Source organism: Streptomyces sp. NPDC034084, from assembly GCF_055575535.1.
This window is the reverse complement of the sequence record NZ_JBVISK010000003.1, coordinates 231,756-249,582: the sequence shown is the minus strand read 5'-3', so window position 1 is coordinate 249,582 and position 17,827 is coordinate 231,756. Positions and strand designations below refer to the sequence as shown.

The following is a 17,827-nucleotide window of genomic DNA, read 5'->3' as shown; positions in this document are numbered from 1 at the left end:
TCCCTTGCGTCGTCCACCCTTCACACGAGGAGCAACACCATGAAACGACGTCTAGTGGCTGTACTGGCGACCTGCGCGACAGCGCTGGGTCTCACGGCCCTGACCGGCCCCGAGGCGGTGGCCGCCGGCGGATGCAAGGTCGACTACACGGTCACCAGTCAGTGGCAGGGCGGCTTCCAGGCCGCCGTGAAGGTCACCAACCTGGGTGATCCCCTCACCGGGTGGACCCTCAAGACCGCCATGCCGGACGCCGGGCAGAAGCTCGTCCAGGGCTGGAACGCCACCTGGTCGCAGTCCGGCTCCACGGTCACCACCGTCGGCCTCGACTGGAACCGCACGCTGGCTACCGGCGCGGCGGCCGACACGGGATTCGTGGGCTCCTTCACGGGCGCCAACCCGAAGCCCACGGCGTTCACCCTCAACGGCGTCGCCTGTACGGGCTCCGTCGTGGAGCCTCCGCCCGGAGGCGAGGAGCCACCGCCCGTCCCGGGCACCGGCACCCCCGTGGACATCAACGGAAAGCTCCACGTCTGCGGCGTGAACCTGTGCAACCAGTACAACCGCCCCGTACAGCTGCGCGGGATGAGCACGCACGGCATCCAGTGGTTCAGCAAGTGCTACAACACCGCGTCCCTGGACGCGTTGGCGAAGGACTGGAAGTCGGACCTGCTGCGCGTCGCCATGTACGTGCAGGAGAGCGGCTACGAGACCGACCCAGCGGGCTTCACCAGCCGGGTGAACAGCCTCGTCGACATGGCCGAAGCCCGTGGCATGTACGCGTTGATCGATTTCCACACCCTGACGCCGGGCGACCCGAACTTCAACCTCGAGCGCGCGAAGACCTTCTTCGCGTCCGTCGCGGCCCGCAACGCCGACAAGAAGCACGTGATCTACGAGATCGCCAATGAGCCCAATGGTGTGAGCTGGACGGCCATCAAGAGTTACGCCGAGCAGGTGATCCCGGTGATCCGGGCCGCCGACCCGGACGCCGTCGTCATCGTCGGCACCCGCGGCTGGTCCTCACTGGGCGTCTCGGACGGCTCCAACGAGAGCGAAGTCGTCAACAATCCCGTCAACGCCACCAACATCATGTACGCGTTCCACTTCTACGCCGCGAGCCACAAGGACGACTACCGCGCCGCGGTGAGCCGGGCGGCCTCCCGACTGCCCCTGTTCGTCACCGAGTTCGGCACGGTGAGCGCCACCGGCGGTGGAGCGATGGACCGGGCGAGCACGACGGCCTGGCTGGACCTGCTCGATCAGCTGAAGATCGGCTATGCGAACTGGACGTATTCCGATGCCTCCGAGAGCAGCGCGGCGTTCAGGCCCGGAACCTGCAACGGCAGCAACTACAGCAGCAGCGACGTGCTGACCGAATCAGGGGCGCTCGTCAAGAGCCGGATCAGCACTCCTGACCATTTCCCCACCAGCTGACAGACAGCCTCGACACCTCGTGACGGGCCGCCGGATCACCCGGATGCCCCCCGGGCCCGTACCGTGCGGCGCGTCCACTGGAAGACGGGCCGGCAGGAGCCCGGCGCTCTCGTGCGGCGCCCGGACGCACGCCGGCGTCGTCGCCCGGGTGTCGGGAGACGCGGGCGGTCGTAGGTGTGGCGGAGTGTGCGGCTCGTCGAGGGTCTCCGCGACGAGCCGGCCCATGACGTCCCGCTCCATCGTCAGGGTGGAGGTGGCGGTCCGGGCTTCGGCCAGGGCGCCGGGCGCGGTCGTAGGCGTACGGGTCTCGCTCCCGCCCGCGTCACGGGCGACCATGCGGTCCATGGCGTCCCAGGCGTAGGTGACGATCTGCCAGTTCCGGCCGAGCGCGTCGGTCACCTGGGCCAGCCGGAGTTCCGTGTCGTAGCGCAGCTGTTGACGGGCGCCGTCGGGCGAGATGCGGGCGATCGGCTTGTCGAAGGGGCCGTACTCGGTCGTCCAGCGCCCTCCGGCGGCGTCGGTGTACGGCAGGCAGTTGCCCTCCGGGGCATAGGACCAGGCCCGCGTTGCAGGGGTCGGGAAGGCACGCCCGTGCTGAGCGTAGTCAACGAGGACGGCGCCACCCAGGGCGGCTCCCTGATGGACGACATCGTCCGTGAGAGCCCACAGGAGGGATGAACACGGGTGCTGACATGGGGTCATGGCGGCCGGGCGGATGCGGGAGCACCGAACTATGGTGTCCCACCACATACGCGCCTGACCTGCGACTTCCTACGGTATGGCGACACCGAAACGTCCCCGCACATGCCTGGAAGTGGTGCACATGGCCGCCGCAACAACCGCTCCCACACCCCCCGGTTCCCTCAAGCGCATCGTCGCCGCCAGCCTCATCGGCACCACCATCGAGTGGTACGACTTCTTCCTGTACGGGTCAGCCGCGGCGCTCGTGTTCAACAAGTTGTTCTTTCCGGACTCCGATCCGCTGGTCGGGACGCTGCTGTCCTTCCTGACCTACGCGGTCGGGTTCGCCGCGCGGCCGCTCGGCGCGCTCGTCTTCGGGCACTACGGGGACCGGCTCGGGCGGAAGAAGCTGCTGGTCCTGAGCCTGCTCCTGATGGGCGGGGCGACGTTCGCGATCGGTTTGCTGCCGACGTACGCGACCGTCGGATCCGCCGCGCCCCTGCTGCTCACGGCGCTGCGGCTGGTGCAGGGCTTCGCGCTCGGTGGTGAGTGGGGCGGGGCCGTCCTGCTCGTCTCCGAGCACGGGGACGCGAAGCGGCGCGGGTTCTGGGCCTCCTGGCCGCAGACCGGCGCGCCCGCCGGGCAGTTGCTCGCGACGGGTGTGCTCTCCGCGCTGACCGCGCTGCTCTCGGACGCCTCCTTCGCCTCCTGGGGCTGGCGCGTGCCGTTCCTGCTCTCCGGCGTCCTGGTGATCGTCGGCCTGTGGATCCGCCTCTCCGTCGACGAGTCCCCCGTCTTCAAGGCGGCGCTCGCCGCGGCCGAGGAACGCAAGGCGCTCGCCGGTCAGGCGGAGAAGATGCCGCTGGTCGCGGTCCTGAAGCACCACTGGCGGGACGTGCTGATCGCGATGGGCGCCCGCATGGCGGAGAACATCTCGTACTACGTCATCACCGCGTTCATCCTCGTGTACGCCACCACCCAGGTCGGCCTGAGCAAGCAGACCGCCCTGAACGCCGTGCTCATCGCCTCCGCCGTCCACTTCGCCGTCATCCCCGCCTGGGGCGCGCTCTCCGACCGGATCGGCCGCCGGCCGGTCTACCTGGTCGGCGCGGTCGGTGTCGGGGCCTGGATGTTCCCGTTCTTCCTGTTGATCGACCGCGGCAGCTTCGGCTCCCTGCTGCTCGCCGTCACCGTCGGCCTGGTCCTGCACGGGGCGATGTACGCACCGCAGGCGGCCTTCTTCTCCGAGATGTTCGCCACGCGGATGCGGTACTCCGGCGCCTCCATCGGCGCCCAGTTCTCCTCCGTGGCCGCCGGGGCGCCCGCGCCGCTCATCGCGACCGCGCTCCTCGCCGACTACGGCAGCTCGACGCCGATCGCCCTGTACGTGATCGCCGCCGCGCTGCTCACGGTCGTCGCCCTCGCCTGCGCCCGCGAGACCCGCTTCCGCGACCTCGGCGAGGTCGACGAGCCGAGCGCCGAGGACGCCCGCGTCCGCGCCGAGGCCTGATCCGCGTCCCGGAGGAATCCTGGAAGAGTCCCGGAATGCCCCGTGCCCCGCTCGACACGAGCGGGGCACGGGGCTGTGCGCGTCACCTTCCAGTGACGGCGTCCGAGAGGGCGTGCAGGCGGAGCGCCAGCTGGATCTCCAGGGCGCGGGCCGGGGACTGCCAGTCGGGGCCGAGGAGCCGGCCGACCCGTTCCAGGCGCTGTGCCACCGTGTTGACGTGGACGTGGAGTTCGTCCTTGGTGCGGGCCGGGCTCATGCCGCTGGCGAAGTAGGCGTCCAGGGTGCGGACGAGGTCGGTGCCACGGCGCCGGTCGTAGGCGACGACCTGCCCGATCGTCCGGTCCACGAAGCCGTCGACGTCCCGGCCGTCCGCGAGGAGGAGGCCCAGGAAGCCCAGGTCCTCGGCGGCCGCGCCCTGGCCGGAGCGGTGCAGCAGGACGAGCGCGTCCAGGCAGCGCCGTGCCTCCTGGTACGCGACGGCCACCTGGTCCGGGCGATCGAGGAGCGTCCGTACGGGGGCGGAGGCGCCGACGGTGACCGGCTCGCGCAGGGTGCCGCCGAGGCTTCGGGCGGTCTGGCGAGCGAGGTCGGCGGCGGTCTCTCCCGGACCGAGCGGCAGCAGCAGGACCGTACCGCCGTCGCGTGCCGAGGCGAGTCCGTGGCGAGTGGCGGCCAGGTGCGAGGCGGCCGACCACAGGCGCTGGCGGTCGGCGCTCTCCCTGCGGCCGGCGTCGGAGTCCGCGGCGCCGCCCGCCGCCCCGTCGATGCGGGCGGCGAGCACGACATGCGGGGCGTCGCTGTCGGTACGGAGGCGGGCGGCGCGCTCGCGCAGCAGGCGGCGGTCCCGGTCGGGGGTGTCGAGAAGGTCGTCGAGGAGCTCGCCGCGCACCCGCTGTTCGGCCTCGCCCGCCGAGCGGCGGGCGAGCAGCAGGAGGGAGGTGACGAGGGCGGCGCGCTCCAGGGTGCGCTGGTCGACGGGGTCGAGGTCGGGCTGTCCGTGGAGCACGAGCGCGCCCAGGGTCTCACCGCCGGCGGACACGGCGGCCACCCAGTCGTCGCCCTCGCGGACCGCGTGGCCCCCGGCGCGGCGGGCCGAGCCGGCGCCCGCCTTGGTGAACTCGACGGTCCCGCCGAGGACCTCGGAGACGGCGTCGGCCACGTCGTGGACTCCACCGCCGTGCAGGACCAGTTCGGAGAGCCGGTCGTGGACCTCGGAGGCCCGTTCGATGACTCCGCTGTGCTCGCGGATGATGTCGTTGGCCCGCTCCAGCTCGGCGAGGGCCGAGCGGGTCTCGGCGAGCAGGTTGGCGGTGTCGATGGCGACGGCGGCATGCGCGGCGAAGGAGCCGAGCAGGGCGACCTGTTCGCGTTCGAAGACCCTGGCCCTGCGGTCGGCGGCGAACAGGACGCCGATGACCTGGCTGCCGAGGCTGAGCGGCACTCCGAGGATGGCGACGAGGCCCTCGTCCCGCACCGCCGCGTCAATGGTGCGCGTGTGCTGGAAACGCGGATCCTCGAAGTAGTCCTCGGTGACGTACGGGCGGGCGGTCTGCGCGACGAGGCCGCCGAGCCCCTCGCCCATGCCGAGGCGCACCTGCTGGAACCGGGCGGAGACCGAGCCCTCGGTGACCCGCATGTACGTGTCACCGGCGGTCGGGTCGTTGAGGCTGAGGTAGGCGACCTCGGTGCCGAGGAGCGCACGGGCGCGCTGGACGATGGCACGCAGCACCGCGTCGAGGTCCCGGAGTCCCGCGAGGTCGTGGGCGGTGGCGAAGAGGGCGGACAGTTCCGCCTCGCGGCGCCGCCGCCCCTCCAGCTCGGCCCGGACCCGCAGCGCGAGCTGCTTGGCCTCCTCGAGTTCGGCGAGCGCCTCGGGGCCCGCGCCGCTCGCACGGGCGAGCAGCACGGGCCGGTCGTAGGCCTCCGCCGCCGCTCCCCGGGCGAGGAGTTCCAGGTAGGAGACGTGTTCGTGGGACATGGACACAGGGATACCTGCCGTACGTGTGGTCGCACCACCCCTGTGGACGAGCTGCACAGGGAGCTGTCTCAGTGGGCGGTCCAGCCGCCGTCGAGGGTGAGGGAGGTGCCGGTGATGAACGAGGCCTGGGGGGTGCAGAGGTACAGGACGGCCTCGGCGACCTCCTCCGGTTCGATGAGCCGCTTGAGCGCCGAGTCCTTGAGGAGCACCTCGGCGAGGACGCGCTCCGGCGGAATGCCGTGGGCGGCGGCCTGGTCGGCGATCTGCCGTTCGACGAGCGGGGTGCGGACGTAGCCGGGATTGACGCAGTTGGAGGTGACGCCGTGCGGCGCGCCTTCGAGGGCGGCGGTCTTGGAGAGGCCCTCCAGACCGTGTTTGGCGGCCACATAGGCGGACTTGAAGGGGGAGGCGCGCAGCCCGTGGACGGAGGAGAGGTTCACGATCCGCCCCCAGCCCTGGCCGTACATGTGGGGCAGGGCGCCCCGGATGAGCCGGAAGGGTGCCTCCAGCATCACGGTGAGCACGGTGTGGAAGACGTCCGGGGGGAACTCCTCGATGGGCCGGACCAGCTGGATCCCGGCGTTGTTGACGAGGATGTCGGTGCCGGCGGCGGCCGCCTCCGCCGCGTCCAGATCGGTGAGGTCGAGGAGTCGCGGTTCGAGGCTGCCGGCGAGGGCGCCGGCCTCCTCGGCCAGGGTCTCCAGGCCCTCGGCGGCCCGGTCGACGGCTCTGACCCGGGCCCCGGCGGCGGCGAGCCGCAGCGCGCAGGCGCGCCCGATGCCGCCGGCCGCGCCGGTGACGAGCGCGGTGCGGCCGGTGAGGTCGAGGGCGAGGCCCGCGGCGCGGGGCAGGGGCGAGGCGAGGTCGGCACCGGGCTCGGTGCCGGGGAGGGTGATGGGGGCGCTCATGCTCCGCACCCTATGAATGGGCTCCTCCCCCACCGATGTGCGCCGGGCCCATAGTTCAACTGGATGCTGTGGTGCGGAACCATGTGGGTTCGTCGGCGAGGGCCTTCTCGATCCGCAGATACGAGAAGCGCTTCATCTCCGGCAGGGCGTCCACGTCGAACCAGCCGACCTCGGTCGACTCGTCGTCGTTGACCCGGGCCTCGCCCCCGATCGCCCGGCAGCGGAACGCGACGTCCATGTACTGGCAGATGTCGCCGTTGGGGTAGACGACGGGCTTGCGCAGGGTCTCCACGAGCACGATCCGCTCGGCCACGCAGCGCACGGCCGTCTCCTCGTACACCTCGCGGACCACGGCGTCGGCGGGCTGCTCCCCCGGCTCCGGGATGCCGCCGACGACCGACCAGTGGCCGTTGTCGGTCCGCTTCCCGAGCAGGACCCGGCCCCGGTCGTCGAAGACGACGGCGCTGACGCCCGGCAGGAAGAGCAGCTGGTGGCCGGCCGTCTTGCGCAGTTCGCGTATGAAGTCAGGGGTACCCATCCCCAGACCCTAGATCATCTACGAATCGGGGCCTGGGCCCGGGTGTGGCGCCCGGACCCGTCCCTCAGCGCCTCAGCCCGCCGGGGTCCGCCGGGCGCGGAGCGCGCGGGCGGTGGCCCAGCCGAGACCGGCCGCCGCGAGCACCGCGAGGAGGGCCTCGGGCAGGGTGCCCAGGCGGGTCGCCGGGGTCTGCGAGGAGCGCAGCGGCACCTTCTCGACGAGGACGTCCGGGGTGAACATCCTGGTCTGCGCGACGATCTCGCCGTCCGGGCGGATGATCGCGCTGACCCCGCTGGTGACGGGCACGACGACCGAGCGGCTGTGTTCGACGGCGCGAACCCGGCTCATCGCGAGCTGCTGGTAGGTCATCTCGCTGCGGCCGAAGGTGGCGTTGTTGCTGGGGACGGAGATCAGCTGGGCGCCGTGTGTGACCGTGTCGCGCACGGCCCAGTCGAAGGCCGCCTCGTAGCAGGTCGCGAGGCCGACCTTCGTGCCGGCGAGGTCGAAGACGCCGACCTTCGTACCGGCGCCGAAGTCACGGCTCACCCGGTCGACGTTGCTGTTGAAGATCCGTACGAAGGAACGCATCGGGATGTACTCGCCGAAGGGCTGGACGTGCCGCTTGTCGTAGGTGGCGACGGGGCCGCGTTCGGGGTCCCACTGGATGAGGGTGTTGCGGAGCTTGCCGGTCTCGGGGGTGACGACGGCGCCGATCACGGTGGGCACGCCGATCGCCTTGACGGCGCCGTCGATGACGTCGGCCGCGTCGGCGTTCGCGTACGGGTCGATGTCGGAGGAGTTCTCCGGCCAGAGCACGAAGTCGGGCTGCGGCTCCCTGCCGTCCTTCACGGCCTGGGCGAGTTCCCTGGTGCGGGCGACGTGGTTGTCGAGGACGGCCCGGCGCTGGGAGTTGAAGTCGAGGCCGAGGCGGGGCACGTTGCCCTGGACGGCCGCGACGGTGGCGGTGCCGTTCTCGGCGGAGTCGTCGACGAGGGGCAGCGCGGTGAGAGCGCCGGTGACCGGCACGAGGACGGAGAGCGCCGCGGCGGCGAGCGGGCCGCGCGGGACGGTGCCGGTGGCCCGGTACGCGTGGAACCGCCGGTACGCCTCGTAGAGCCCGAAGCCGCAGAGGGCGACGGCGAAGCCGAGCACCGGGGTGCCGCCGACGGCGGCGAGCGGCAGGAGGAGGCCGTCGGCCTGCCCGAAGGCGACCTTGCCCCAGGGGAAGCCGCCGAAGGGCACGCGCGCGCGTGCCCCTTCCAAGAGGATCCACACCCCGGCGGCGAAGAAGGGCCACCAGGGGAGCCGGGAGACGGCCGCGATGCCGAGGCCGGCGGCGGCGACGAAGAGCGCCTCGACGGCGGCGAGGGCGAGCCACGGTCCGGCGCCGACCTCCTCACCGGTCCACACGAGGAGCGGAAGGAGGAAGCCGAGACCGGCGAGGTAACCGAGGCCGAAACCGGCGCGGAGTCGGCGGCCCCGCAGGGTCCAGCCGAGCAGCGCGAAGGCGGGCAGCGCGAGCCACCACAGGGGGCGCGGCGGGAAGCTCAGGTAGAGCAGGAACCCGGACAGCAGGGCCGTACCGGGCCGCATCAACCGTCGCAGCCGGGAGGCCGGCGTGGGTGCGGTGTCGGGTCCCGGCGCGTCGACGGGGGTGATGGTGGCGCTCACCCAGCGGAGTCTACGGGGCGATCCTGTCCGCGGGGAGGGCGGTACGGGTCGGTCCGGAGCCCTCGTGACCGGCGCGGACGCCCCTCACCCCGGCGGGCGAGGCACGGGGCGCCGTGGGTTCACACACCGGTCGCGGCGGGCGGGACCGGCGGGGCCGGGTGGCGGAGGAGGTCGCGGATGACACGGACCGCGGACTCGGCGTCGTCGACGGTCACCGTGAAGGTGAGGCCGTCGCCGAGGCGCAGGACCAGGGCCTCGCCGCGCCGGACGATCACGGCCGTGCCCTTCTCGGGCCGCCAGCGGTAGCCCCAGCCGCCCCAGTGGCGCGGGGTGACGCTCGGCGCGAAGTCGGCGCCGACGACCTGGGTGAGCGGGATGCGGCGGCGCGGCAGGCCGATGTGGCCGCAGCGGACCTCCATGGCGCGGTCGTCGACCTTCACGGCGACGTGGACGAAGGCGAGGGTGCCGAAGAGGACGAGCAGTCCGGCCGCGACGCAGCCGATGACCGCCATGAGGAGGGCGGCGGTGCCGGAGGTCCACGGGGACTCGACGGCGAGGGTGATGCCCAGGGCCATGCAGGCGGCGCCGCCGACGGCCGCGACCCACTGGAAGCGGTTGGTGGCGCGGCCGGTCCAGACGGCGGGCATCAGCTCGTCGGCGCGTGGTTTCCGGTTCCGGGAATGCTCCCTCATACGGATGAGAGTACCCAGGTTCGGCGCGGGCAGCGCGCCGGAGCGCATTCGTCCGCTGACGCTCGGTGAGGTCAGTGCGCGGCGGCCGTGGCCGCGAGGGCGCGGCCTTCCGCGTAACCCAGGGCGGTGGCGGGGAGCTGCCCGGGCCGCCCGCTGAGCAGGACGGAGAGGGTGCCGGTGGGGTCCGCGTCGGGGGCGGGCTCGGCGCCGATCCGGCGCAGGGCCTGCGCGGCGACGGCGTCGGCGGAGCCGTGGAAGACGATCGGCGGCAGCCCGGCCCGGCGGTGGACCTCCAGGGCGGTGAGGATCCGCTCCTCGACCAGTTCGTAATGGGTGCAGCCGAGGACGACGGCGCGGACGTCGGTCGGGGTGAGTGCGGCGGCCGCGGCGACGGCGGCGTCCACGGCGTCCCGGTCGGCGTGCTCCACGGCGTCGGCGAGGCCCGGGCAGGGCACCTCGGTGACCTCGGCGCCGTCGGCGAAGTCGCGGATGAGTCCGCGCTGGTAGGCGCTGCCGGTCGTGGCGGGGGTGGCCCAGATGGCGACCTTGCCGCCGCCCGCGGCGGCGGGCTTGATCGCGGGCACGGTGCCGATGACGGGGATGTCCGGTTCGAGCGCGGCGCGCAGGGCGGGCAGGGCGTGCACGGTGGCGGTGTTGCAGGCCACGATGAGCGCCTGCGGGCGGTGCTCGGCGGCGGCGAGGGCGACGTCGACGGCACGCCCCGTCAGGTCCTCGGGGGTGCGGGGGCCCCACGGCATGCCGTCGGGGTCGTTGGAGAGGAGGAGATCCGCGTCCGGCCGGAGCCGACGCACCGCGGCCGCCGCCGGGAGGAGGCCGATTCCGGAGTCCATGAGCGCGATCTTCACCCGGTCACCCTAGCCGATGAGCGTTGCCGGCCCCGCGATCTGGGGCAGACTGCCGCGAATGAGCACCCTTGCCTGGTTCTCGATCGTCTCCCTGGCCGCCTGGCTCTGGCTGCTCCTGGGCCAGGGTTTCTTCTGGCGCACCGATCAGCGGCTGCCGCCCGAGCGGGGCACGCCGCCGGCACGGAACGAACCGCCGGGCGGGTGGCCGCGGGTGGCCGTCGTCGTACCGGCGCGTGACGAGGCCGAGGTGCTGCCGCTGAGTCTGCCGTCGCTGCTCGCGCAGGACTATCCGGGGGACGCGGAGGTCTTCCTCGTCGACGACGGGAGTACGGACGGGACGGGGAAGGTCGCGGTCGGGCTGGCCGAGCGGTACGGGGGGCTGCCGCTGACCGTCGTGTCGCCGGGAGAGCCGGAGGCGGGCTGGACGGGGAAGCTGTGGGCGCTGCGGCACGGAATGGCGCTGGCACGCGCGCGTGGGCCGGAGTTCCTGCTCCTGACGGACGCGGACATCGCGCACGAGCCGGACAGCCTGCGGCGGCTCGTGACGGCGGCCGTGGACCATGACCTGGACCTGGTGTCGCAGATGGCCCGGCTGCGGGTCGCGAGCCTGTGGGAGCGGCTGGTCGTGCCGGCGTTCGTCTACTTCTTCGCCCAGCTGTATCCCTTCCGCTGGATCAACCGGGAGCGGCCCCTGGCGACGGCCGCGGCGGGCGGCTGCGTGCTGCTGCGGACGGAGACGGCGGTGGCGGCGGGCGTGCCGGAGGCGATCCGGCATGCGGTGATCGACGACGTGTCGCTCGCGCGGGCGGTGCGGCGGGCCGGGGGCCGGATCTGGCTGGGGCTCGCGGAGCGGGTCGACAGCGTCCGGCCGTATCCGGGTCTCGGCGAGCTGTGGCGGATGATCACGCGGAGCGCGTACGCGCAGCTCCGGCACAACCCACTGCTGCTCGTGGGGACGGTGGCGGGGCTCGCGCTCGTTTATCTGGTGCCACCGATGGCCCTGGTGGTGGGCGTCTGGGGCGGGGACACGGTGGCGGCGTGGGCCGGTGGCATCGCGTGGGCGGTGATGGCGGGGACGTACCTGCCGATGCTCCGCTACTACCGGCAGACGCTGTGGCTCGCTCCGCTGCTGCCGTTCACCGCGTTCCTCTATCTCCTCATGACGGTGGACTCGGCGGTGCGGCACTATCGAGGCCGTGGCGCTGCCTGGAAGGGCCGGACGTACGCGCGCCCGGAGGCGGCACCGGACCGGTGAGGCCTCCCGGCAAGGGCGCGGCTCAGGCGAGCAGGTTCACCGCTCCCTGGAACACGCTGGGGAACCGTGCGGCCGTCGGGGTGATCAGGGGCGCCAGTCGTGGCTGGTTCCGGGTCCAGAGGAGGGACCTCGTCAGGAGCCGGTAACTGCGGGACAGTCGGCACCAGGCGCGTTCGTACGCCTGCGGGCGGCCCTCCTGGAGACAGCGGACGGCGGCGTCCGCGGCCGTCAGGGCGAGGGTGAGGCCCTCTCCTGTGAGCGCGTCGACGTACCCCGCGGCGTCGCCCACGAACAGCACGCGGCCGGCCACCCGGGAGCGGGCCTGCTGACGCAGCGGCCCGGCGCCCCGCACAGGTGAACCGCCGTCGGCGGGAAGGCGGGCGGCCAGGAGGGGGAAGCGGGCCAGCTGGTCGTCGTACGGGAGCCGGCGGGAGGTGAGGATGGCGACCCCGACCTTTCGCGGTCCCAGCGGCGTGACGTACGCCTCGCACGCGGCGGACCAGTGCACCTCGACCAGGTCGGTCCACGGCTCGACGGTGTAGTGGCGGCGCAGTCCGTACCGGAGGGCGCCTCGCCGGGCGGCGGGGCGCACGGTCAGGCCGAGCGCCTGCCGGGTCGGTGAGTGCAGGCCGTCGGCCGCCACGAGATAGCGGGCGGTGATCCCGTCGGCGGTCACGTACGCGTCGGACTGGGCCACCTGCCGGACGCGGTGCGGGACGACGGGGATGCCGAGCCGGGCGGCCCGCGTGGCGAGTGCCTCGTGCAGCACGGTCCGGCGTGCGCCGAGACCGTGCCCCGCGGGGAACAGGGCCTCGGCGCGTCGGTCGCCGGCGGAGTCGAGATAGCGGATGCCTCGGAGGTGCTGGCCGGACACCCGCACGTCGAGGGCGTCCAAGGCGCGAACCGCCGCGGGCATCAGGCCCTCTCCGCACGCCTTGTCGACGGGCGAGGGACGCGGTTCGGCGACCATGACGTCGAAGCCGCGTCGCGCCGCGTGGATCGCGGTGGCCAGGCCCGCGGGACCGCCGCCCACGACGAGGAGGTCGATCACGTCGCGCCGCCGGGGGACGAGAGCGAGCGTGACGGCGCCAGGGCGGTGTTCTCGCAGCGAATGCGCACGGTGAGCAGGGCCAGGTTCAGGAGGGTGAAGCCCGCGGCGGTCAGCCAGGCGGTGTGGACCAGGGGGAGCGCGACGCCCTCGACGACGACGGCCACGTAGTTGGGGTGCCGCAGGTACCGGTAGGGGCCGGAGGTGATCAGCGGCAGGTCGGGGACGATCAGGACGCGGGTGTGCCAGCGGGGTCCGAGGGTGCTGATGCACCACCAGCGCAGCCCTTGGGCGGCCACCGTGAACCCGAGGGCGGGCCAGCCGAGAGCGGGCAGGAACGGCCGGTCGGCCGCCCAGGGCTCGACGAGGCAACCGAGGAGGAACGCGGTGTGCAGCGCGACCATCGCGGGGTAGTGCCCGGCGCCGTACTCACGGCCGCCTCGGACTCGGCTCCAGGCGCCGTTGCGTCGCGCCACGGCGAGTTCCGCGAACCGCTCGGCGGCGACCAGCAGGACCAGGACGGTGTACGGGGTCATGTCACCCTCACCAGGCCAGGAGGACGAGGTCGGACGAGAAGCCGGGGCCGAAGGCGATCATCAGCGCGGTCGTTCCGGGCGGCGGCCGGTCGTCCTGCGTGTCGTTCAGGATGTGCAGCACCGAGGCGGAGGAGAGGTTGCCGTGGGCGGCGAGCGCGCGGCGGCTCGCCGCGAGGGCCGCATCCGGCAGTCCGAGTTCACCGGCGAGGGCGTCAAGGATCCGGGGGCCGCCGGGGTGGCAGATCCAGGCCGAGACGTCCGCGGGTTTCAGGTCGTGGGCCGCGAGGAAGGACTCGACCTCCTCGGTCACGTGCAGCCGGACGAGCTCGGGGATCTCCGGACCGAGCACCATCCGGAAGCCCCAGTCGCCGACGTCCCAGCCCAGCAGGTGCTCGGTCCCCGGATAGAGGCGGCTGCGCGCCGCCACGACGGTCGGCACGGCGACTCCGGACCAGCGGGACGACGTAGGTGAGGCCGTACGGGCCGTCGTGGGGGATGCCGTACGGGGGTGGTCGCCGCCCACCGCGACGAGCGCGGCGACTCCGTCCCCGAACAGGCTGCCCGCCACCAGGTTCGCCCTGGACAAGTCGCCGCGCTGGAGGGTGAGGGAGCACAGTTCGGTGGAGAGCAGAAGTGCGGTGCCGCCCGGCCGCCCGTCGAGGAAGTCGTGGACGCGGGCCAGTCCGGCGGCGCCCCCGGAGCACCCGAGCCCGAACAGCGGGAGGCGCTTGACGTCCGGGCGCAGACCCGTCCGTGCGGCGAGGCGGGCATCGATGGAGGGGGTCGCGATACCGGTCACCGTCGTGGAGACGACCAGGTCGACGTCCTCCGGGCGCACGCCGGCTTCGTCGAGCGCCCGCTCGACGGCCTCGGCTCCCAGGGTGGTGGCGAGTTCGACGAAGACGCGGTTGGTATCGCCGAAGGTGCCGAGGTCGCGGTAGCGGTCGAGGGGCAGAGCCAGATGGCGGCTCTCCACGCCGGCCGCCGCGTGCAGCCTCCGCACGAGCTCCCGTTCGGGTCCGGGCGGCAGGCCGGAGACGAGGTCTTCGGTGATCTCGTGTTGCATGTAGCGGTGCGGCGGGAAGACCGTGCTCACCGCGAGGACGCAGGTCATTGCTCCAACATAGGGACAGGGGGACGCCGCCGCGCTCAACCCGGCGGCGGTGGGCGCGCCGTCGCATAGCGTGGTGCGGGTGCCCTCCACCACGGATGAAGGAATCCACCGCCTCGCCGCCACGCCGATTCCCGGCCAGGCGGAACCCCCGTCTCTCCTGGGGCTTCTGAAGGCCAGTCACCCCTTGCCCGCGGCGGCGGTGACGGGGCTCGCGGCGCTGCTGGCCGCCGCGTTCGGGCTGGATCTCCCTTCCGCGGCGACGGCGGTGGGCGCGGTCGCCGCGGGCCAGTTGTCGATCGGCTGGTGCAACGACCGGCTGGATCTCCGGCGCGACCGGGCCGCCGGACGCCGGGACAAGCCTCTGGCCACGGGGGCGGCACGGCCGGCCGTGGTGGGCACGGCGGCCGGTGCGGCTCTCCTCGTGTGCGTCGTGCTGTCGCCGGCCTGCGGAGTCCTGGCGGGCGCCGTGCACCTCGGCTGCGTCGCCGCCGCGTGGGCGTACAACCTGTGGCTCAAACGTACGGTCCTCTCCTGGCTCCCCTACGCCCTCGCCTTCGGGCTGCTGCCCGCGTTCCTGACGCTGAGCCTGCCCGGCCGACCGTGGCCGCCCCTGTGGCTGATCGCCGCGGCGGCGCTCCTGGGGACGAGCGCCCACTTCGCCAACGTGCTGCCCGACCTGGAGGACGACCTCGCGGGCGGTGTACGCGGACTTCCGCAGAGAGCCGGCCGGAGACCGTCCGTCGCGTCGGCCGCCGTCCTGGCACTCGCTTCCAGTCTGCTCCTGACGCTCGGTCCGACGGGCCCGGTGACCCCGGTCGGAGTGAGCGTGCTCGGGCTGACGCTCGTGCTGTGCCTGGCGGCCGTGAGCGGACCGCCCGCTCTGGCGCGCGGGCGCGCGCCCTTCGTCGTCGTCCTGGCCATGGCCGGCCTCGACGCCGCGCTCCTGGTTCTGGCCGGAGGTGCGCTGACCCACGGATAGAACGGCCGCCGACGGTATCGGGAAAACCGATTTCCACCCGGAGCGCGTGTGACGGAATGCGGGGAGCCCGGATCAGTGATCGGGCGGCCACCCTGTGTACAGTCGCCGTACGGATATCACGCAGTTACCTTCGGTAATCGAGTTCGGGGCCGAAGGGCGGATGTCGCCGTGGAGTCAGGCCGACACTTCCCGTCAACTCCGGGACGGGCAACGGGAAAACCCCCGAATTAACGCGGGCTTTAGCGCGTTTGGGCAGGTCACGGCGGTGAAAACAGCGTAAAACGGATAACCCCAAGATGGGGGCTCCCCAACCGGCACATCTGGGCTTACCTTATGTGCCATGACCTCCCCCCGCTCCACCTATGGAGGCGGTTACCACACCGCGCCGTCCTTCCCGGACACCCCGATCTACGACTCCCTGGTCGCGGAGCGGGGCACGCCTCAGATCGCCCCGATCCGAGTGCCCGCCGCCTACGACACCGGCAGTTACGCCGGAGCCGGAAGCGGTTCCTACCTTCCGGCGCTCCCCTCGGCGCTGCCCGCCCTCCCGGCGGCGCACAGCCCCCAGCCCGCCCCCGCCTACGGCGGCGGGTACGGCTACCCGCAGCCGGCGCCGCAGATGGCCCCCGTGCCGCTGCAGCACGCCCCGGCTCCGTACATCCCGCAGCAGCAAGTGGCCCCGCGCGGCTACCCGGGTGGTCAGTACCCGCAGCAGCCCCGTCCGGCCGCCGCCGGCTACGAGGCGATGCGCCCGGCGGCCGCCCGACCCGCACCGGTCCCGACCCCCGCGCCGTACGACGACCCGTACAACCGCTCCTACCAGGGCGGGGGTTACTGACCGGCTCCGCGCACCGGCCGACGGCGGGCCGGGCGGCTGGCAGGATGAGGGCATGCCGACTCCTGTGCTCCGCTCCGTCCACGTCCACCCCGTGAAAGCCATGCGCGCGCTGGCCCGTACGGAGGCCGAGGTGCAGCCCTGGGGGCTCGCCGGGGACCGCCGCTGGACCGTCGTCGACGCCGCGAACAAGGTCGTGACCCAACGCCGTCACCCCCGGATGGCGTTGGCCACGGCCGAGCCGCTGCCGGGCGGCGGGGTCTCGCTGTCCGCTCCCGGCCGGCCGACGCTGGAGGTCGAGGTACCGCAGCCCCCGCCCGCCACCGCCACCGTCACGGTGGAGATATTCGACAAGCCCGTGGAGGCGGTCCCGGCCGACGCCGCCGCGGCCGCCTGGCTCTCGGCGTACCTGGAGACCGACGTACGGCTCGTGCACATGGACGCGCCCGAGCACCGGCGGCCCGTCGATCCCGACTACGCGCTGCCCGGCGAGACCGTCAGCTTCGCCGACGGCTATCCGCTGCTCGTCACCACCACCGCCTCGCTCGACGCCCTCAACTCCCTGATCGCCCAGGGCGACCACGCCGACGAGGGCCCCCTGCCGATGAACCGGTTCCGGCCGAACCTGGTCGTCGAGGGCACCGCCCCCTGGGCGGAGGACGGCTGGACGCGGCTCGCCGTAGGAGAGGTCACCTTCCGGGTCGCCAGGCCCTGCGGGCGCTGCGTCGTCACCACGACGGACCAGCTCACCGCCGAGCGGGGCAAGGAGCCCCTGCGGACCCTCGCCCGGCACCGCAAGAGCGACGGCCGGGTCATCTTCGGCCAGAACCTCGTCCCCGAGCACACCGGCACGATCCGGGTCGGTGACGCCGTGAAGATCCTGGACTGAGGGAGCCGCTGGGGGGAGTGTCCCGACCGACCCGACAGGCGGGGAACCCACCCCCGGGGCACACTCGTTGGAAGAGCGGCGAACGAGGAGCGGCGAACAACGAGGGGGTCCCGACGTGCGCGCAGCCACCGGACTCTGGCGCTGGCGGCACAATCCCCTGCGCCGGACCACCGATCTCGTCGAGGCGTGGATCGCCTTCGCGGCGGTCGTACTCCTCTGCGTCGCCGTGCCCCTGACCGGCTGGGCGGCCGGCACCTCCGCGTACGGCTCGCTGTCCCGCGCGGTCCGCACGCAGCAGGAACAGCGGTTGCCGACGACGGCCCGGGTGGTGCGCCTCGCCGACGGACCCGTGAGCGGCGCCGCGTCCGTCGAGGCCGCCGGGGAGGAGCGGCTGCGGCGCTCCGTCGTGGCCCGCTGGACCGCGCCGGACGGCTCGGTCCGTACGGGGACGATCGCCACGGCACGGCAGCGCTCCGCGCCCGGCGCCACCTTCCGCCTCTGGACGGACCGCGGCGGGCGCCCGGTGCCGCCGCCGATGCAGGCGGGGACGGCTCGCGCGCACGCGATCGTCACGGGCCTGACGGCCGCGCTCCTCGTCGGCTCGCTGGTGGAGCTCGTGCGCCGGCTCGCCCTCCGCAGACTGGTGCTGCGGCGGTACGCGCGCCTCGACCGCGCGTGGGCTGCGGCGGGTCCCGACTGGGGTCGTACGGGCACGGGAAGCTGAACCCGGCGCGCACCCCGGCCCGCTTTCGACTTCGACCGCTCGCCGACCGAGCCCGACCGCTCCGGACCGGCCCGGACCGGCGGTGACGCATGTCCGGCGGCGGCCGGGCCTCCCGGACGGGCGGGGGCCGGCGACCCGTCAACCCGGCGGCGCCGCGCGCGCTACGGTG

The 17,827-nt window shown here is 73.3% G+C and carries 17 protein-coding genes; 7 read left to right on the top strand and 10 right to left on the bottom strand.

Annotated features, from left to right (window positions below):
• Positions 1-39: 39 nt before the first annotated feature.
• A complete protein-coding gene (locus ACZ51I_RS12180) occupies positions 40-1,434 on the top strand; it encodes a cellulase family glycosylhydrolase (protein ID WP_468874382.1) in 1,395 nt (464 codons plus the stop codon).
• Here the strand turns inward: ACZ51I_RS12180 and ACZ51I_RS12175 are convergent.
• On the bottom strand, positions 1,378-2,136 hold the full coding sequence (locus tag ACZ51I_RS12175; RefSeq protein ID WP_468874380.1) for a hypothetical protein: 759 nt from the start codon (positions 2,134-2,136) through the stop codon (positions 1,378-1,380). The two genes, ACZ51I_RS12180 and ACZ51I_RS12175, sit on opposite strands and share 57 nt — an antisense overlap.
• A gap of 121 nt (positions 2,137-2,257) precedes the next feature.
• On the opposite strand from ACZ51I_RS12175, the gene ACZ51I_RS12170 reads away from it, so the two are divergent.
• Positions 2,258-3,625, top strand: coding sequence for an MFS transporter (locus tag ACZ51I_RS12170; protein WP_468874378.1), 1,368 nt, complete (start codon positions 2,258-2,260; stop codon positions 3,623-3,625).
• An 82-nt stretch (positions 3,626-3,707) separates the two neighbouring features.
• Here ACZ51I_RS12170 and ACZ51I_RS12165 read toward each other — a convergent pair whose 3' ends face one another.
• The 6 genes from ACZ51I_RS12165 to ACZ51I_RS12140 form a co-directional block, all read right to left on the bottom strand.
• Positions 3,708-5,603: a helix-turn-helix domain-containing protein gene (locus ACZ51I_RS12165; RefSeq protein ID WP_468874376.1), complete on the bottom strand. Its 1,896-nt coding sequence runs from the start codon at positions 5,601-5,603 to the stop codon at positions 3,708-3,710.
• A 68-nt stretch (positions 5,604-5,671) separates the two neighbouring features.
• Positions 5,672-6,511, bottom strand: coding sequence for a 3-hydroxybutyrate dehydrogenase (locus tag ACZ51I_RS12160; protein ID WP_468874373.1), 840 nt, complete (start codon positions 6,509-6,511; stop codon positions 5,672-5,674).
• 55 nt (positions 6,512-6,566) lie between these two features.
• On the bottom strand, positions 6,567-7,049 hold the full coding sequence (locus tag ACZ51I_RS12155; protein WP_468874371.1) for an NUDIX hydrolase: 483 nt from the start codon (positions 7,047-7,049) through the stop codon (positions 6,567-6,569).
• Positions 7,050-7,121: 72 nt separating this feature from the next.
• The gene (gene lnt, locus ACZ51I_RS12150; protein ID WP_468874368.1) at positions 7,122-8,720 is read right to left on the bottom strand and encodes an apolipoprotein N-acyltransferase; all 1,599 of its coding nucleotides are present in this window, start codon (positions 8,718-8,720) and stop codon (positions 7,122-7,124) included.
• A 119-nt stretch (positions 8,721-8,839) separates the two neighbouring features.
• Positions 8,840-9,412, bottom strand: a complete 573-nt coding sequence (locus ACZ51I_RS12145; RefSeq protein ID WP_468874365.1) for a hypothetical protein — start codon at positions 9,410-9,412, stop codon at positions 8,840-8,842.
• A 71-nt stretch (positions 9,413-9,483) separates the two neighbouring features.
• Positions 9,484-10,278: a glutamate racemase gene (locus tag ACZ51I_RS12140; protein WP_468874362.1), complete on the bottom strand. Its 795-nt coding sequence runs from the start codon at positions 10,276-10,278 to the stop codon at positions 9,484-9,486.
• A gap of 58 nt (positions 10,279-10,336) precedes the next feature.
• On the opposite strand from ACZ51I_RS12140, the gene ACZ51I_RS12135 reads away from it, so the two are divergent.
• A complete protein-coding gene (locus tag ACZ51I_RS12135; RefSeq protein WP_468874360.1) occupies positions 10,337-11,533 on the top strand; it encodes a glycosyltransferase in 1,197 nt (398 codons plus the stop codon).
• 22 nt (positions 11,534-11,555) lie between these two features.
• On the opposite strand, the gene ACZ51I_RS12130 is transcribed toward ACZ51I_RS12135, so the two are convergent.
• The 3 genes from ACZ51I_RS12130 to ACZ51I_RS12120 are packed head-to-tail and all read right to left on the bottom strand — an operon-like array spanning position 11,556 to position 14,231.
• A complete protein-coding gene (locus ACZ51I_RS12130; protein WP_468874358.1) occupies positions 11,556-12,584 on the bottom strand; it encodes an NAD(P)/FAD-dependent oxidoreductase in 1,029 nt (342 codons plus the stop codon).
• Positions 12,581-13,117, bottom strand: coding sequence for an isoprenylcysteine carboxyl methyltransferase family protein (locus ACZ51I_RS12125; protein ID WP_468874355.1), 537 nt, complete (start codon positions 13,115-13,117; stop codon positions 12,581-12,583). The genes ACZ51I_RS12130 and ACZ51I_RS12125 overlap by 4 nt, the downstream gene beginning before the upstream one ends.
• 7 nt (positions 13,118-13,124) lie before the next feature.
• Positions 13,125-14,231: a type III polyketide synthase gene (locus ACZ51I_RS12120; protein WP_468874354.1), complete on the bottom strand. Its 1,107-nt coding sequence runs from the start codon at positions 14,229-14,231 to the stop codon at positions 13,125-13,127.
• A gap of 79 nt (positions 14,232-14,310) precedes the next feature.
• Here ACZ51I_RS12120 and ACZ51I_RS12115 point away from each other — a divergent pair, with 79 nt between their 5' ends.
• From ACZ51I_RS12115 to ACZ51I_RS12100, 4 genes are all read left to right on the top strand, one after another.
• Entirely contained in the window at positions 14,311-15,210 is a 900-nt protein-coding gene (locus ACZ51I_RS12115) for a UbiA family prenyltransferase (protein ID WP_468874351.1), read from the top strand.
• A 340-nt stretch (positions 15,211-15,550) separates the two neighbouring features.
• Positions 15,551-16,048 carry a DUF6643 family protein gene (locus ACZ51I_RS12110; RefSeq protein WP_468874348.1) on the top strand — a complete coding sequence of 166 codons (498 nt, stop codon included), beginning with the start codon at positions 15,551-15,553 and terminating at the stop codon, positions 16,046-16,048.
• A 52-nt stretch (positions 16,049-16,100) separates the two neighbouring features.
• On the top strand, positions 16,101-16,934 hold the full coding sequence (locus ACZ51I_RS12105) for an MOSC domain-containing protein (protein ID WP_468874346.1): 834 nt from the start codon (positions 16,101-16,103) through the stop codon (positions 16,932-16,934).
• A gap of 115 nt (positions 16,935-17,049) precedes the next feature.
• A complete protein-coding gene (locus ACZ51I_RS12100; RefSeq protein WP_468874343.1) occupies positions 17,050-17,658 on the top strand; it encodes an Rv1733c family protein in 609 nt (202 codons plus the stop codon).
• Positions 17,659-17,827: the final 169 nt, after the last annotated feature.

Bases quoted from the DNA above. Each gene is read 5' to 3' on its own strand.
- ACZ51I_RS12160 (WP_468874373.1), bottom strand. From the start codon at position 6,511: ATGAGCGCCCCCATCACCCTCCCCGGCACCGAGCCCGGTGCCGACCTC.
- ACZ51I_RS12170 (WP_468874378.1), top strand. From the start codon at position 2,258: ATGGCCGCCGCAACAACCGCTCCCACACCCCCCGGTTCCCTCAAGCGC.
- ACZ51I_RS12135 (WP_468874360.1), top strand. From the start codon at position 10,337: ATGAGCACCCTTGCCTGGTTCTCGATCGTCTCCCTGGCCGCCTGGCTC.
- ACZ51I_RS12125 (WP_468874355.1), bottom strand. From the start codon at position 13,117: ATGACCCCGTACACCGTCCTGGTCCTGCTGGTCGCCGCCGAGCGGTTC.
- ACZ51I_RS12110 (WP_468874348.1), top strand. From the start codon at position 15,551: ATGACCTCCCCCCGCTCCACCTATGGAGGCGGTTACCACACCGCGCCG.
- ACZ51I_RS12180 (WP_468874382.1), top strand. From the start codon at position 40: ATGAAACGACGTCTAGTGGCTGTACTGGCGACCTGCGCGACAGCGCTG.
- ACZ51I_RS12165 (WP_468874376.1), bottom strand. From the start codon at position 5,603: ATGTCCCACGAACACGTCTCCTACCTGGAACTCCTCGCCCGGGGAGCG.
- ACZ51I_RS12120 (WP_468874354.1), bottom strand. From the start codon at position 14,231: ATGACCTGCGTCCTCGCGGTGAGCACGGTCTTCCCGCCGCACCGCTAC.
- ACZ51I_RS12145 (WP_468874365.1), bottom strand. From the start codon at position 9,412: ATGAGGGAGCATTCCCGGAACCGGAAACCACGCGCCGACGAGCTGATG.
- ACZ51I_RS12105 (WP_468874346.1), top strand. From the start codon at position 16,101: ATGCCGACTCCTGTGCTCCGCTCCGTCCACGTCCACCCCGTGAAAGCC.
- ACZ51I_RS12155 (WP_468874371.1), bottom strand. From the start codon at position 7,049: ATGGGTACCCCTGACTTCATACGCGAACTGCGCAAGACGGCCGGCCAC.
- ACZ51I_RS12175 (WP_468874380.1), bottom strand. From the start codon at position 2,136: ATGACCCCATGTCAGCACCCGTGTTCATCCCTCCTGTGGGCTCTCACG.